Origin of the sequence: Pseudomonas sp. BP01, from assembly GCF_022760795.1 — a bacterium.
Taxonomy (GTDB): domain Bacteria; phylum Pseudomonadota; class Gammaproteobacteria; order Pseudomonadales; family Pseudomonadaceae; genus Aquipseudomonas; species Aquipseudomonas putida_Q.
This window is the reverse complement of record NZ_JAFBKA010000012.1, coordinates 93880-107776: the sequence shown is the minus strand read 5'-3', so window position 1 is coordinate 107776 and position 13897 is coordinate 93880. Positions and strand designations below refer to the sequence as shown.

Annotated in this window: 16 protein-coding genes and 3 pseudogenes; 13 read left to right on the top strand and 6 right to left on the bottom strand. The window is 60.9% G+C overall.

The window, feature by feature from the left end; all coding sequences use genetic code 11:
* Window position 1: 1 nt before the first annotated feature.
* Genes JOY50_RS13050 through JOY50_RS13030 form a run of 5 tightly spaced genes read left to right on the top strand, consistent with a single transcriptional unit; the run spans window position 2 to window position 3657 of the window.
* A complete protein-coding gene (locus JOY50_RS13050; RefSeq protein WP_138737236.1) occupies window positions 2-685 on the top strand; it encodes an iron-containing redox enzyme family protein in 684 nt (227 codons plus the stop codon).
* 3 nt (window positions 686-688) lie between these two features.
* Window positions 689-1300, top strand: a complete 612-nt coding sequence (locus JOY50_RS13045; protein ID WP_138737237.1) for an NAD(P)H-dependent oxidoreductase — start codon at window positions 689-691, stop codon at window positions 1298-1300.
* A 5-nt stretch (window positions 1301-1305) separates the two neighbouring features.
* Entirely contained in the window at window positions 1306-2214 is a 909-nt protein-coding gene (locus JOY50_RS13040) for a DMT family transporter (protein WP_138737238.1), read from the top strand.
* On the top strand, window positions 2201-3097 hold the full coding sequence (locus JOY50_RS13035; RefSeq protein WP_138737239.1) for an alpha/beta fold hydrolase: 897 nt from the start codon (window positions 2201-2203) through the stop codon (window positions 3095-3097). The genes JOY50_RS13040 and JOY50_RS13035 overlap by 14 nt, the downstream gene beginning before the upstream one ends.
* Window positions 3085-3657 (top strand): acyl-homoserine-lactone synthase, encoded by a 573-nt coding sequence (locus tag JOY50_RS13030; RefSeq protein WP_138737240.1) that lies wholly within the window; start codon window positions 3085-3087, stop codon window positions 3655-3657. The genes JOY50_RS13035 and JOY50_RS13030 overlap by 13 nt, the downstream gene beginning before the upstream one ends.
* A gap of 47 nt (window positions 3658-3704) precedes the next feature.
* Here JOY50_RS13030 and JOY50_RS13025 read toward each other — a convergent pair.
* Window positions 3705-3869, bottom strand: a pseudogene (locus JOY50_RS13025) (DUF4400 domain-containing protein); the annotation flags it as partial.
* A 1-nt stretch (window position 3870) separates the two neighbouring features.
* A pseudogene (locus JOY50_RS13020) lies at window positions 3871-4068 on the bottom strand (IS3 family transposase); the annotation flags it as partial.
* 43 nt (window positions 4069-4111) lie between these two features.
* Here JOY50_RS13020 and JOY50_RS29275 point away from each other — a divergent pair.
* The 3 genes and pseudogenes from JOY50_RS29275 to JOY50_RS13005 all read left to right on the top strand — a co-directional run.
* Window positions 4112-4297, top strand: a pseudogene (locus tag JOY50_RS29275) (cysteine hydrolase); the annotation flags it as partial.
* Between the two features lie 75 nt (window positions 4298-4372).
* Window positions 4373-4660: a DUF1778 domain-containing protein gene (locus JOY50_RS13010; RefSeq protein WP_019472814.1), complete on the top strand. Its 288-nt coding sequence runs from the start codon at window positions 4373-4375 to the stop codon at window positions 4658-4660.
* A complete protein-coding gene (locus JOY50_RS13005; protein ID WP_238342488.1) occupies window positions 4618-5139 on the top strand; it encodes a hypothetical protein in 522 nt (173 codons plus the stop codon). The genes JOY50_RS13010 and JOY50_RS13005 overlap by 43 nt, the downstream gene beginning before the upstream one ends.
* Before the next feature lie 153 nt (window positions 5140-5292).
* On the opposite strand, the gene JOY50_RS13000 is transcribed toward JOY50_RS13005, so the two are convergent.
* The 4 genes from JOY50_RS13000 to JOY50_RS12985 form a co-directional block, all read right to left on the bottom strand.
* Window positions 5293-7818: a TonB-dependent siderophore receptor gene (locus JOY50_RS13000; RefSeq protein WP_243055337.1), complete on the bottom strand. Its 2526-nt coding sequence runs from the start codon at window positions 7816-7818 to the stop codon at window positions 5293-5295.
* Between the two features lie 100 nt (window positions 7819-7918).
* Window positions 7919-8860 (bottom strand): FecR domain-containing protein, encoded by a 942-nt coding sequence (locus JOY50_RS12995; protein ID WP_138737242.1) that lies wholly within the window; start codon window positions 8858-8860, stop codon window positions 7919-7921.
* Window positions 8857-9384 carry a sigma-70 family RNA polymerase sigma factor gene (locus JOY50_RS12990; protein WP_138737243.1) on the bottom strand — a complete coding sequence of 176 codons (528 nt, stop codon included), beginning with the start codon at window positions 9382-9384 and terminating at the stop codon, window positions 8857-8859. The genes JOY50_RS12995 and JOY50_RS12990 overlap by 4 nt, the downstream gene beginning before the upstream one ends.
* Window positions 9385-9457: 73 nt before the next feature.
* Window positions 9458-9859, bottom strand: a complete 402-nt coding sequence (locus tag JOY50_RS12985; protein WP_243055336.1) for a GFA family protein — start codon at window positions 9857-9859, stop codon at window positions 9458-9460.
* A 208-nt stretch (window positions 9860-10067) separates the two neighbouring features.
* Between JOY50_RS12985 and JOY50_RS12980 the strand changes: the two genes are divergently transcribed.
* From JOY50_RS12980 to JOY50_RS12960, 5 genes are all read left to right on the top strand, one after another.
* Complete coding sequence (locus tag JOY50_RS12980; protein WP_132846200.1) at window positions 10068-10595, top strand: DUF3455 domain-containing protein; 528 nt, start codon at window positions 10068-10070, stop codon at window positions 10593-10595.
* A 108-nt stretch (window positions 10596-10703) separates the two neighbouring features.
* Window positions 10704-11252, top strand: coding sequence for a sigma-70 family RNA polymerase sigma factor (locus JOY50_RS12975; RefSeq protein WP_026034612.1), 549 nt, complete (start codon window positions 10704-10706; stop codon window positions 11250-11252).
* Complete coding sequence (locus JOY50_RS12970) at window positions 11249-11956, top strand: anti-sigma factor domain-containing protein (protein WP_138737244.1); 708 nt, start codon at window positions 11249-11251, stop codon at window positions 11954-11956. The genes JOY50_RS12975 and JOY50_RS12970 overlap by 4 nt, the downstream gene beginning before the upstream one ends.
* A 97-nt stretch (window positions 11957-12053) precedes the next feature.
* The gene (locus JOY50_RS12965; protein WP_132846204.1) at window positions 12054-12533 is read left to right on the top strand and encodes a MerR family transcriptional regulator; all 480 of its coding nucleotides are present in this window, start codon (window positions 12054-12056) and stop codon (window positions 12531-12533) included.
* An 84-nt stretch (window positions 12534-12617) separates the two neighbouring features.
* Window positions 12618-13871 (top strand): NADH:flavin oxidoreductase/NADH oxidase family protein, encoded by a 1254-nt coding sequence (locus JOY50_RS12960; RefSeq protein WP_132846206.1) that lies wholly within the window; start codon window positions 12618-12620, stop codon window positions 13869-13871.
* Window positions 13872-13897 lie beyond the last annotated feature (26 nt).

The window sequence follows — 13897 nt, the reverse complement described above, 5'->3', positions numbered from 1 at the left end:
AATGCAGGCATTCTTCAAGGAACTCGACGCCATCGTCGAAGCGGGCTGGGCCCAGATCAAGCAAGGTGATTACTGGAAGTTCAGCCTGGCCAATGCCACGCCGCCAGCGCTTTACCAGCAGGTGATGCTGCAGGTGTTCCACTACACCCGCTACAACTCGGTAAACCAGGCCGCCTGTGCATTCAGCGCCGACCCGGAGCAAACCACCTTACTTCGTTTCGTCTACAAGCATGCGCTGGAGGAGCTGGGCCATGAGCGCATGGTGCTGCGTGATCTAGAGGCTGTCGGGCTGTTGCCACAGCAGATGCCGGCGCCGCTGGCACCCACCCAGGCACTGATCGCATTTCTCAACGACGTGGCGATCCGCAAGGGCCCGATCGCCCGACTGGGCTACAGCTACTGGGCCGAGGACGTCTATGAGCATATCCAGCCGGTGCTTGAACGCTTCCGCAACGACTTGAAGCTCAAGGACGAGCAGATGACCTTCTTTGTCGCGCATTCGACCATCGACGAGAAGCACTCCGAGGAAGTTCGCGTGGCCATGGAGCGTGCGGTGAAGACCGAGGAAGACCGCCGCCAGATCAAGGAGGTTGCCCGTGTCACCTTGTGGCTGACCGGGCAACTGCTGGAGGAGGCCCTGCGTGCCTATCTGGCGGGCGAGGACAACATGAGAGAGGCTTCCTGAGTGATGAAACTGGCCGTCATAGTCGGGTCAAGCCGGCCTTGTGGTGTCAGTGCACGGGTGGTGGCGCTTGTGCGCCGCCATTTGGGCGAGGAGGCTAAGGTCGATGAAATCTGGCTGAAGGATTATCGCATCGACTACTGCGATGCGGATAACGCCTGTTCCATAGAGGACTGCGCCGTACCCGATGATGTCGGGCAACTGGTGGCGCGACTAGACAGTGCGGACGCATTGCTGTACGTGCCGGTCATGCATGCCTATGGGCTCAACAGCCGCTTTCAGGCCTTTCTCGAGCGGGTGGGGTATGGCTTCATGCGGCCCCGTGAGCGCCCCTTGCGGGACAAGCTTGCCGCCATTGCGGTGGTCGGGCGCCGCTATGGTCATACGGCAGTGTTTTCGCAGGTCGTGCTCAACGTACTGCTGAACAAGATGATCCTGGTCGGTTCGGGGTTCCCGCCATGCTTCCAGACCCAACTCGCACATGACCCTGAAGCCGAACAGGCGCTCTGCGAAACCCTTGACCGGCTTACTGAACACTACCGCAGGCTCAACTCCGCCTGGCGCCCGCAAGGCAGGGTGCCAGGCGTGGTACGCCCGATACAATTCTTGAAGGGATGATCGTCATGTCATTGAAAGACTCCATGCTCGCCTTGCTGGTCGCCTTCCTCTGGGGAGCGCAAGTCACTGCGGTCAAGATCGGCGGTGCCGAGTTGCCGCCGATCCTCATGCTCGCCATGCGTTACGCCATCATGGCCCTGTTTCTATTTCCATTTCTGCGACGTTGCAAGCGTGCGCAAATGGTGCCGATGACGGTGATTGCCACAGTGACGGGCACGTTGCACTTTGGCCTGCTTTACTGCGGTATTGCTCGCGTCGATGCTTCGACTTCAGCGATCATCTATCAGTTGGCCACGCCATTCACCTTGATCCTGGCCTGCGTCCTGCTTGGTGAGGCCCTGAAACTCAAAGTGGTGGCCGGTATTGCCTTGGCATTCTGCGGGGTGCTGGTGCTGCTCGCCAGCGATGCCACTACGGCCTCGCTGACCGGCATGTTGCTGGTGGCGTTGGCGGCATTGGCTTTTGCCACTGGTTCGGTTTTGACCAAGCGCATGGGGCCGCTGGACCCGCTGGGACTCAGTGCCTGGACGGCTGTGGTCGCGGCGCCCCAGTTACTGGTCTGGTCACTGGTCCAGGAAGGGGGGCAGTGGTCGGCGGTGGCCAATGCGAGCACCGAGGCCTGGTTGGCCATGATCTACACAGCGCTCAGTGGTGGCTTGCTGGGGTTCGGCCTGTGGTTCTGGTTGCTGGGTCGCAACAGCATGCAACAGTTGACTCCGTACCTGCTGCTGGTACCAGTGTTTGCCATCGCCGTAAGCCAGGCACTGCTTGCCGAGGGCCTGGGGCCACGCCTGTTGCTCGGGGCCGTGTTGACGTTGCTGGGTGTTGCGCTCTGCCAGGTGCGCCTGCCAACCCGTAATATCCTGGCGGTCGCAGGCAGCGCGGAGCGGGAGGCGGTCGATGAACGTCGTTGATCATTTGTTGCTCGCTGGCCTGCGCAACCTCAATCGCTGGCGCTTTGCCCTGAAACTAAGGCGCCACGGCCGCCTGGCCTATCTGGAGAGTGCTCGGCAAGAAGGCCCGAGCCTGGTGTTTCTGCATGGCCTGGGGGCTAGTAAGGATCAATGGGGGCCAGCGGTGTACCAGCTCGCCCGCAAGCACCATTGCCTGTTCATCGACCTGCCAGGGCATGGCCAGTCCACGTGCACAGCCCTGCAGGGGCTGGGGCCGCAGGCAATGCTGGCCGAGGTTGAAAGCTTGCTTGATCGGCTGTCGGCACGCCCTGTTGTCTTGATTGGAAGTTCGTTGGGCGGTTGCCTGGCAGCGCTTTATGCTGCCATGAAGCCGGAACGGGTCGAGCGTCTGGTACTCCTGGCACCGGCCGGGCTGGGTGAGGCAGCATTGGGACCGGTGTTCCAGGCCAGTCTGCGGGACGGCCAGGACGGTAGCTTTGGCTATCGAACGGTCGAAGAGATGCAGCGCTTCTGGCGCTTGTTGTTCGTACGACCGCCCCAGGTTGCCGGCCGGCTTGCCTGTGCACTGGCCGCCAGCGGCCGTGCCCGCTACGCGACCTTGCAGAAGGTGGTAGCCGATACCCGGCACGAAGGGCTGGACGTGCTGGTCGGACAGTTACCGAGCATCGCTTGCAGGACACTGGTTATCTGGGGCCGCGACGATCAGGTGTTTTCCATCGCCGTGCTTGCGCCGCTGTTACGTGCCTTACCCAACGCCAGCAGCCATGTGATCGAGGGCACCGGACATGTGCCGTACCTGGAGCGTGGCGGCGAGGTGGTAGCAGCCATCACGCGCTTCATGGGCGGGCCCTGCGCGCTGGAGGCAGGCCGATGCTCGAAGTGATTGTGGGTAATCGCGGGCAGATGTGCCCCTCAGTGTTTTCGGCGTTGACACGATACCGCTATGAGGTGTTCGTCGAACAGATGGGGTGGGCCTTGCCCTGTGCCAAAGGGGAGGAAGTGGACCAGTTTGATCGGCCAGACACTGTCTACGTGCTTGCACGGGATGCCAGTAGGGAAATTGTGGGATGCGCACGGTTGATACCAACCGATCGCCCGTTTTTGCTGGGTGAAGTTTTCCCCTACTTGATGGGTGACACGCCTCTGCCATCCTCCAGGCGGGTTTGGGAGTTGTCGCGTTTTTCCAGTCGGCGCTTGTTGCCCCGTCGCGTGAAGTCGGTCCAGGTTTGGCATGAGACCACATCGTTCGTACGCAGCGTAATGGGTGTGGCAAGCGCGCTGGGGGCCAAGCGCCTGATCGCGTTCAGTGCGCCCGGCAATGAACGCTTGCTCAAGCGTATGGGGGTCAGCACGCAAAGAATTGCGCAGCCTCAGCTGGTACAGGATCTGCCGGTGGTGCCATTCTGGATCGACATCGACCGGCATTCGCCTACCAGGGCTTGACGGCAGCGATATAACCATTGTGGAAGACACGGTGTACTCCATCATCCCAGGCATAGGTAGATCACCCGTGGGTTCACCATCAATGGTAACAATGTCCGCTTCGCTCGGTGGTAGACAAACCTGCTCTCCCGGTCTGCCCTGAACTTTCGTAGGTCGCGGCGCATCAAGCCGTCGACCGCGCCGGTGATCACAGCAAGGAGGAACAGTGGGGTGGGTGAACAACTCGTTCACTCGGCTACGCAACCTGAGTCGCTCAACGTCTGGTGTTCGCCGCCTGAGACGATGTGCGTAGTAGCCCGAACGGGCGACCTCAAATGCCTTGCACAAGCAGTCAACAGGCTCATGGACGCTTAGCTGATTGATCAGCGCGTACGCTCGAGATCTTCCGACATCAAGAGCGCGGTAGCCTTCCTAAGAAACACCGTAAGCGTCCATCGTAAGGAGACGACCCTACATGAAGGATATGCCCAGCATCCCACTGATTATCCTCGATGTTCAGGATGCTATCGATCAGCCTATTTGGAATGGTAAAAGCCACCCTGGCTATTTGTCCGTAATCCAACGCCTTCTGCGGCACTGGCGATCAAATGGCTGGCCTGTCCTTCATGTGAAGCATGATGAAGAGAATCCCACCTCCACACGTGTGTAGACGTTAGCTACACGTGCTGGTACCGTCGCTGTGTGGAGACCGCTCCGCAGCTATGGAGAAATCGTCATGTCGGCTCAAATCAAAGAGCGTGAAAAGCCCGTACCGATCAACATGCGAGTGGATACCAGGAAACGCAGCCTGATCGACGCGGCTGTAGAGCTACTGGGAACGGACAGAACCAGCTTCATCCTGGATGCCGCCTGCCGCCGAGCAGAAGAGGTGATCATGGACCGCCAGCTGTTTCTTCTCAGCGACGAAGCCTTCGACCGCTTCGAGCAGGCACTGGAGCACAACGCGTTGAAGGATAACAAGTGCCTACAGAAACTCATGTCCAAACCCGCTCCGTGGAGCTGAGCAAGCCCGTCAAGCTGAGTGAAGTTCATGACTTTACTGGTTTTGACTGTGGTGAACGCTCTATTAACGAGTACCTGCACAAGCAGGCAAGGAAGGCCCAGCAAGAAAAGCTGGCTGTGGTGTATGTGACGTGCTTCAAGGGTACCTGCCAGGTGGCAGGGTTCTACACCTTGTCCAGCGGCTCGATTGCGCGGCAGTCTGTGTTGCCCCGGAGACTGCAGCGCAATACGCCGACTTCACACCCGGCTACCATTTTTGGTCGGATGGGGGTGACCCTTGTGGCTCAAGGCTACGGGTTTGCCGAAGGATTGCTGCAGGATGCGATTATTCGGGTCATGGCGTCTACGGAGGTGGTGGCTTCTTCGGCGATTCTGGTTCATCCGCTTGACGAAGCGCTTGCCGATTTCTACGCCCGTGGGGCCGGTTTTGTTCGCTGTCCCGATTTATCGCCGCTGACAATGATGTTGTCCTTGCGCTAGGGCGCAGCAAGCGGGCAGGCCAAGGCGCACGACTTCGGCACTGCCTAGCGACCCGCCGCCGATACCCAGTCGTCCGACGTCAGCAGCGCTGGCTAGATAGACCCTGTCCCCGGCGTGGTGGCGCCGGGGCTTCGTGAGGTGCCAGGCAATTCCCTAGAAGCTGTACTTCACATTGACCATCAGGTTACGCGGCGCCCCCCAGAAAACCGTACCGTAGTTGCCAATGCCACTGTAGTAGTGCTTGTCGAACAGGTTATTGACGTTGAGGGTTGCCTTCAGATTGCGGGTAAAGTCATAGCCACCCACCAACCCCACCAGCGCGTAGGACTTCTGTTCAAACTTGGCAGTCGGGTCGTCGATCGCGTACCAGTCCTCATCGCTTGGCTTGAAGAAGGTCGCACTCTGCCAATACGCATTGCCGCCCACGGTGAACTTGTGCCAATCGCCCTGCAGGCGGTAGTTGGTCGCCAGCTTGAGCAGATGCTGCGGTTGGTTGGTTGCCACGCGCTGGTCATCAGCATCGTGGGATTCGGCGAAGGTGTAACCCGCCATCACTTGCAGGTCCTTCATCAGTTCGCCGTTTACTTCCAGCTCGACGCCGCGGGTGGTGACGCCTTGCGCCGCCCGGTAGGCGCTGCCGCCACTTGGCGTGGTGCCGCCGGTGAGCACAGCGAAGTTGTCCTGCTTCAGCTCGAACAGGGCCACGCTGGCATTCAGGCGGTTTTCGAAGTAGGCGCCTTTGATACCGATTTCATAGCTTGCACCGGTAAGTGGGTCGATAGGCTTGCCGTCCGCGCCGAGGCTATACGCCTGCGGTTTGAATACGTCGGTGTAGCTGGCATACACGGTGTGGTACCGGTCCAGGTCGTAGGTGACGCCAGCGTAAGGCACGATTTCGCTGGAGTTGGTGGCGCTGGCCGGGAGGCGGCGACCGATGGCGTTGATCGTGTCGATGTCCCATTTGTAGTCGACGATCCGTGCCCCCAGGATGACGGCCAGCGCGTCGGTAGGTTTCAGGATGGTTGCCGCAAAGCCCACCTTCTGCCGCGCCTCGATATCGAAGGTGGACCACCATTCGAAGTTGGTCGGGGTATCGCCGTAGCCGTCCCACTGGAATACATCGTCGATGACGCCATTGGTCACGCCATCATCACGCTTGGAGGTGGATTTGGTGTGGGCGATGCTGTAGCCGAACACGGCTTCATGCACGCGCCCACCCAGCGAGAACGGGCCGCGAGCATACAGGTCCAGGCCTTTTTCCTTGCTGGTGGTGTTGAATTTGCTCGCGGTGCCGTTGTTGTTCACGGCGCCGGTTTCGGGGTCGATGTTGCCGCCGACAAAGCCATGAGAAATGCTGCCGTCTGCCTGAATGGCCTCGCTGCTGATGCCCGAGATCAGCTCGCGCGAGCGGTAATCACGGCTGCTGAGTACGCCTTTGAGTACCCAGTCGTTATCGAAGGTGTGGGCAAGTTCTGCAAAGGCGCGCTGGGTTTCCTGATTGCGCCAGGTCCAGCGGTCGGCGGCGTTGGTGTCACGGTCGAACTTGACGGTACGGCCATCGAGAAAGAACGCGGGCAGTGCGCCGGTGGTGCTGCCGTTGTCGTAGTTTTTCTGCACGTCGTAGCCAAGCGTGAACAAGGTGTTCTCGCTGAGGTCGGCCTCCAGCACGCCATACATGGTGTTCTGCTCGCCGGTCAGGTACTCGACGTAACTGTGTTGGGATTGGGTGCCAGCCACCATGCGGCCACGGATATTACCGCTGTCGGTCAATGGGCCGGCAAGATCGAAGTCGGCCTGGTATTTGTCCCAGGACCCGGCGCCTGCGCCGATACGGCCCTGCAGTTCGGCAGTGGGGCGCTTGCGCACCAGGTTGATGACCCCAGAGGGGTTGCCGGCGCCGTTGACCAGGCCGGTTGCGCCCTTCAGTACTTCGACCCGGTCATAGACCAGGCTGTTGCCGATGCTGTAGTTGTCGCGCAATGAGCCGCCGTCGGAGGACAGGCTGGGCACACCATCGAACTGGTAGTTATCCAGCTTGAAACCGCGCGAGTAGAAGGTAAAGGCTTCGGAGCTTTCCTGGTTGACCGTGACACCGGGCGTTTGCTTCAGGACTTCGGACACACTTTGCAGGTTCTGGTCGTCCATCTGCTGGCGGGTGACCACGCTGATCGACTGCGGGGTTTTGCGCAGGCTCAGGTTCAGCCGCGTGGCGGCGGCGGTTTCGCCGGTGGTGTAGGAGCCGCTTCCCTCGGTGGTCAGGCCCAAACCTTCTCCCGTGATGCTGGTTGCGCCCAGCTGCAGTGCCGAGCCAGCATCAACCTGGCTCACCAGCACATAGTCGTTGCCCACACGCTGGGCCTGCAACCCACTACCGGCCAGAAGTTGGGCAAACCCCTGTTCGATATTGAAGCGGCCGTGCAGCCCGCTGCTCTGCCGACCCTGGGTCAGCGCCGCATCGAACGACAGCAGCACCCCGGCCTCGCGGGCGAAGCGGTTCAAGGTCGTCATCAACGGCCCTGGGGCGATGTCGTAGACGCGGCTGGCCTGTTCGGCGTGGGCCTGGGCGCCCGGCGACAGCAGCGGGGCGAGTAGCCCGGCATGCAGTGCGATGGCGCTGCCAAGCAGCAGGGACGTGAGGTGTTTTTGGCGTGGGTGTGGGCAGCTTGTTGTTCTAGGCATGACAGCTCCTTCAAATGCCTGTTTGGGCGGTTTGCAGGAGAGCTCGAACGAGAGAGGCCAATCCGACAATGCGGCTGAGAAATATTTTCACCTGACGCTGTTACGTGGCAGGCATCAGCCTGACCCAGTAGCGCGTCCAGGTGCTGATCTTCAGCTGCAGCGCCTCGGCGATCGCTACCAGGGCGCGGTCGGTGTCGTCCAGTGGATACACCCCAGCCAGACGCAGCCCGGCCACATCGTCACTGCAACTCAGCACGCCGGGGCGGTAGCGCTGCAGTTCGGCCAAGGCGCGGCGCAGCGGCCAGCCGTCGAGCACCAGCTGACCATCACGCCACGCCGTGCGAGCCAGGTCGGCTGGGCGTGGCTCGGGCAGCGGGCCGTTGTCGAAGGCCAGGGCCATCCCTGCGTCAACCCGCACCTCGCGGGCGCTCGCAGCGTTGCGCACCGCAACGGCGTGTTCGATAACGGACAGCTCGGTGCAGTCGGCATGCAGGCGTACGGTGAAATCAGTGCCCAGGGCGCGCATGTCGCCATGCACCGTGCGCACACGCAGCGGGCGAGAGTCAGCGGCGGTGTGTACGGCGATTTCGCCTTCGATCAGGACGATCAGGCGCTGCTCTGCACTGTAGCGGATATCCACCACAGAGGCTGTATTGAGCGTCAGCCGCGTGCCGTCCTGCAGGGTCAGGCTGCGGCGTTCGCCGGTCGCAGTACTCACATCGGCCAACCAGATGGGGGCGTTGCGGTACCCGGTCCAGGCTACCCCGGCCAGCCCCACCCCGAGCACCAGCGTCTTGAGCACCGTACGCCGTCCCGTCCCGATCTGGCCTGCGGCAAGGGTGTGCCGTGCCAGCGGGCCATGCACGCCGGCAAGGCCTGCCTGCAACTGCTCCAGCCGCCCCCAGGCCCAACCGTGCAAGGGTGACTGCTCGAGCCAGGCTTGCCACTGTGCCCGGGCTTGCGCGCAGTCAGGTGCTGCCAGAAATCGCGCATGCCAGTGTGCCGCTTCGCGCAGGGCCTGGCGCTGGTCGGAGGGGCTCACAGTTGTGCATCGAAAGCGAACAGCAGGCAACGTTCGGTGGCCTTGGCCATGTACTTCGTCACCGAACTGACCGACACACCCAGGCGCTGTGCGACCTCTGGGTAGGTCAGGCCATCGAGTTGCACATACAGGAAGGTATCGCGCACTTTCTGGCCCAGCCCGTCGAGCATGGCGTTCAACTGCATCAGGGTTTCCAGCATCAGCAGGCGTTGCTCGGGCGAGCACTCTTCGAGTAATGGCTGGCTGCCGAGGAACTCCAGGTAGGCTTGCTCAAGGTTGCGTCGGCGCAGTTGGTCGATCATCACCCGCCGCGCCACGGTGGCCAGAAAGCTGCGAGGCTCTGCCAACGGCTGGCGTAGCGCGCTGCTGATCAGGCGCAAGAAAGTGTCCTGGGTAATATCGGCCGCCCGGTCTGCATTACCCAGGCGCCTACGAATCCAGCCTTGCAGCCATTGGCTGTGGTCGCGGTACAGGGCGTGCATCTCATCATGCCGGGCTGATGCGGGCGGCTGCGGGTAGGGCACCTGGATCTTCCTGATTATAAAGTGCGGATAAGAATTGATCGCAATTATAGGGCTATCAGGATGCTTTGCAATGTCAGTGATTTTGAGGAACTGAGCTGCAGGGGGCGTACCAAGGGGCAGCAGAATCGACGTGCAGATGTTGCTGCTTCTTGGGCAGGAACGGTGTATCAAGCGTGCCCAGTGCTATCGAAACCCAGTCGGCAAACTCACCTTCGGAGCGTGACCAGAACAAGGTCGAGCCGCACTCTACGCAAAATTCCCGCACCACCGTCGGCGAAGACGCATAGGTCTTGATACTGGTGGCGCCACGAAGGATGCGCAGCATGCTACGCGGAACGCTGCCGTATGAAGCGAATGCTGCCCCGTGCCCTTTGCGGCACTGGCTGCAATGGCAGTGGCTCACAGCTTTTGGCGTGGTAAGCAGCAGGTAACTGACCGCTGCGCACAAGCAGCTTCCTTGGTATGACTCTTTCACTGGCGCTTCCGTGCAGGTGGAAAACGCCAGCGTAACCGCCCCGGCGTGATCAGTCGACCGTGGCACGCCTGCTTCGCTGTCAGCACGGTATTGATAACGAGCATGCAAAATTATTGTTGAGCCGGTGCATCCAGAACGGCACCCGATGGGTAGTTCTTATCAGGCAGTCGGTGATTGCCTGACCCATGACCCCCACGGAGTTCGCCCCATGATCATCAAGCCCGCTTTCTCCCTGCTCGCCGCCTGTCTTTTACTCGCGTCTGCACCCGCCCATGCCCAGTCGGGCGTCCCGGAGGCGGTCAAGGTTCCCGATGGCCACGCCATCATGCTGGAAACCGTCGGTGTCGGTGAGATCACCTACGAATGCCGCGACAAGGCCAATGCGCCAGGCCAGACAGAGTGGTTTTTCGTCGGCCCCAAGGCGGTGCTCAACGACCGCAGCGGCAAGCCTGTGGGTGACTATTTTGGTCCTCCGGCCACCTGGCAGGCCAAGGACGGTTCGAAAGTGACCGGCACCCAGCTTGCCGTCGCCCCGGCGGCCAAAGGCGATATCCCGTATCAACTGGTCAAGGCCAACCCTGCCGAGGGCAAGGGCGCAATGCAGGGGGTCAGCTACATCCAGCGCCTGGCGACGCGCGGTGGGGTAGCGCCTTCCATGGACTGCACGGCACAGAGCAAAGGGGCGCAGCAGACAGTCAAGTACCAGGCGGATTACGTGTTCTGGTCAGCCAAGTGAGGAGGGCTTGAGCAGCACACCAGCGATTGATCATCTACGCTGCTGGACGTGCCCCAGGCCGGTAAGCCAGGGCACCGTCCAGGTTTCATGATGAAGGAACGCCCCATTTTGAATTCGCCCGTTGTTCCATTTGATTTCGAGGGCTGTCTTGCCGCTTGCGCCCAAGGAGACCGCCACGCCTTGCAGGCGCTCTATGAACATGAGGGGGCACGTTTGCTGGGCGTCGCACGGCGCATCGCGCGCGACCAGGCGAGCGCGGAGGACATCGTTCACGATGCCTTTGTGCGTATCTGGACACGTGCTGCCAGCTATGACCCAGCGCGCGGTTCAGCACGGGGCTGGGTGTACAGCATCACCCGTCACCTGGCGCTGAACTTCGTGCGTGACAGCCGCTGGGAAGCCGAGCTGGACGAGCCTGGCATGGGCGCGGCTGTCACACTGGCCCCGGAGCTGGACGACCTGCAACTGTGGTCAGGCTCGGCGAAAATCTATCGCTGCCTTGAGCAACTGCAACCCGCTCCCCAGCGTTGCATCCTGCATGCGTATGTGGACGGTTGCAGCAATGCCGAAATCGCAACCCTGCTGGGTGCGCCGTTGGGCACTGTTAAGGCATGGATCAAGCGAAGCCTGAAGGCCCTGCGGGAGTGCATGACATGAAGCGTACCCCAGGTGATGACAGCGCCGATGACCTGGACGACCTGGCAGCCGAGTATGTGCTGGGTACCTTGAGTGGCGAGCAGCGTGCTGCCATGCAGGACCGTTTGAAAACGGAGCCGGCCGTACGAGCCGCGGTTGATGCCTGGGAGGCGCGACTGCTCGAACTGACCACGCAGGTTGAACCCATCACCCCAAGCCACCGCTTGTGGGGCCGGATCGAGCGCAGCCTTGCAGAGGCTTACCCGCCCAGGCATCCACGCGCTGGCTGGTGGCAGCGGCTTGGACTCTGGCAGGGCTTGAGCGCTGCGGGGCTTGCAGCGAGCTTGCTTCTGGCCTTTGCGCTGTTGACCAAGGCGCCGCCTGTGACCACCTACATGGTGGTGCTCGTAGCGCCGTCGGGCCAGGCCCCGGGGTGGGTAGTGCAAGCCAACGATGCGAGCATGATCGAACTCATCCCGCTTGGCGTGGACGATGTGCCCGAAGGCATGACCTTGCAGTTCTGGACCAAGGGCGAGCAGTGGCGCGCACCTGTTTCGTTGGGCTTGGTCAAACCGGGCGAACAGTACCGCGTGCCGCTGACGCGCCTCCCTGCGCTTGAGCCCAATCAGTTGTTCGAGCTGACCCTTGAGAAAGCGGGGGGCTCTCCCACGGGGGCGCCAACGGGCCCGGTGAAGTTCATCGGCCGCGCAGTGAAAGTAATATGACGTAGGCGGGCCCCAGGCAATACTGATTTGCTTGGCCGACCGATGACTCCAGCTTTAAAGTCAACTCAGGGTCGATAGCATTTTTAGGGGGTGGGTTATGAGAATAGGTGAACTGGCGAAGATCAGCGGATTGGCGCCGTCACGCATCCGCTTCTACGAGGCCAGCGGCTTGATCAGATCTGTCGAGCGCAAAGCAAATGGCTACAGGGACTACGCGCCTGATACCCAGTGGGTTCTGCAGATCATCACCGGGGCGCAGGCGGCGGGTTTTTCATTGGAAGAAATCCGCCAACTGATGCCGATGAATGCCAGCGGCTGGCAGCACGATGAGTTGCTCAGCGGCCTCAAGCAGAAGGTTGAGGAAATCGGCGTTCTACAGCAACGGCTAGCCCAGAACAAAGCGCAACTTCTGCTCGTCATCGAGGGTATTGAGGGTAAACCTCAAGGTATGGCGTGTGCGGAAAATGCGCAAATGTTGATGAATCGTTTACGTGAAGAAGGGGTTGGCCAAGCTTCAGGCAAGCGTTCGGTGAGTCCTTCCTTGAGAAAAAACGCTCGCCAAGGTTCCGAGGCCTGACAGTCTGCCCCCCAAAAAAAAGGTCTTGACCTTAAAGTTCACTTTAATCTTATGGTGGCCTCATACCCAGTTGAGGACTGCTCCATGAATGTGTTCGACACCCTGATACTTCCCAACGGTTCGACCATCAAGAACCGAATCGCCAAAGCCGCCATGGAAGAGAACATGGCGGACGCCGATCAGGCGCCTTCCGAAGCACTGATGCGCCTCTATCAAGCATGGGCCGACGGTGGTGCCGGCCTGATCATCACCGGCAACGTGATGGTCGACGGCCGCGCCATGACCGGACCGGGCGGCGTGGTGTTGCAAGACGATCAGCACCTGAACAAGTTCAAGCGCTGGGCGCGTGTGGGGCGATCCGGCGGCGCGCAGTTCTGGTTGCAGATCAATCACCCAGGCCGGCAGATGCAGGCCAACCTTGGGCAAAAAACCTGGGCACCTTCAGCCGTGCCGCTGGAGCTTGGCAAGCTTTCCAAACGTTTTGTCACGCCGTATGCAATGACCCCTGGCGTGATCGAAGAGGTTATCCAGCGCTTTGCGAATACCGCACGCCTCGGCGAACGCGCAGGGTTCACCGGCGTGGAAATCCACGCTGCACATGGCTATTTACTGAGTCAGTTCCTGTCGCCGTTGACCAACCAGAGGACGGACGAGTGGGGCGGGGCTCTGGAAAACCGGGCACGCCTGTTGCTCGAAATCGTCAAGGCGGTCAGGGCTGTGGTTTCTGCGGATTTTGCGGTGGCGGTCAAGCTCAACTCTGCAGACTTCCAGCGCGGAGGATTCACCGCCGATGACGCAAAAAGGGTGGTTGGGTGGCTCAACGACCTGGGCGTGGATATGGTGGAGCTGTCGGGAGGCAGCTACGAAGTACCGGCCATGCAAGGTGACGCGCGCGATGGCCGGACCCTGGCTCGCGAAGCATATTTCGTCGAGTTTGCCCGTGATATCCAGACGGTCGCCAGGATGCCGGTGATGGTCACCGGCGGTATACGTCGCCGCCCGGTGGCCGAAAGCGTCGTGCAGCGGGGTGTGGACATGGTGGGCATCGGAACCGCGTTAGCCATCGACCCGCATTTGCCTCGTGACTGGCTGCAGGGCAAGGACAATGCCCCGCAGTTGCCGCCGATAACCTGGAAAAACAAAGCCCTTGCCGCCTTGGCGAACATGGCAGTAGTGAAGTATCAATTGCGCAAACTCAGTCGAGCCAAAAAGCCCGACCCCAGCGTTTCACCGTTACGCGCGCTGATCCTTCAACAACTCGCCATGGCCTTTCGCACTCGTCAGTATCGGAGATGGATAGAAAAGGCTTCGCGTAATGGCTTGGGAGACGCAGGGTGAGCATGCGATAGAACACTCCCCGATGG

Coding starts and splice junctions, on each gene's coding strand:
- JOY50_RS13050 (WP_138737236.1), top strand. CDS start 2: ATGCAGGCATTCTTCAAGGAACTCGACGCCATCGTCGAAGCGGGCTGG.
- JOY50_RS13045 (WP_138737237.1), top strand. CDS start 689: ATGAAACTGGCCGTCATAGTCGGGTCAAGCCGGCCTTGTGGTGTCAGT.
- JOY50_RS13040 (WP_138737238.1), top strand. CDS start 1,306: ATGTCATTGAAAGACTCCATGCTCGCCTTGCTGGTCGCCTTCCTCTGG.
- JOY50_RS13035 (WP_138737239.1), top strand. CDS start 2,201: ATGAACGTCGTTGATCATTTGTTGCTCGCTGGCCTGCGCAACCTCAAT.
- JOY50_RS13030 (WP_138737240.1), top strand. CDS start 3,085: ATGCTCGAAGTGATTGTGGGTAATCGCGGGCAGATGTGCCCCTCAGTG.
- JOY50_RS13010 (WP_019472814.1), top strand. CDS start 4,373: ATGTCGGCTCAAATCAAAGAGCGTGAAAAGCCCGTACCGATCAACATG.
- JOY50_RS13000 (WP_243055337.1), bottom strand. CDS start 7,818: ATGCCTAGAACAACAAGCTGCCCACACCCACGCCAAAAACACCTCACG.
- JOY50_RS12980 (WP_132846200.1), top strand. CDS start 10,068: ATGATCATCAAGCCCGCTTTCTCCCTGCTCGCCGCCTGTCTTTTACTC.
- JOY50_RS12970 (WP_138737244.1), top strand. CDS start 11,249: ATGAAGCGTACCCCAGGTGATGACAGCGCCGATGACCTGGACGACCTG.
- JOY50_RS12965 (WP_132846204.1), top strand. CDS start 12,054: ATGAGAATAGGTGAACTGGCGAAGATCAGCGGATTGGCGCCGTCACGC.
- JOY50_RS12960 (WP_132846206.1), top strand. CDS start 12,618: ATGAATGTGTTCGACACCCTGATACTTCCCAACGGTTCGACCATCAAG.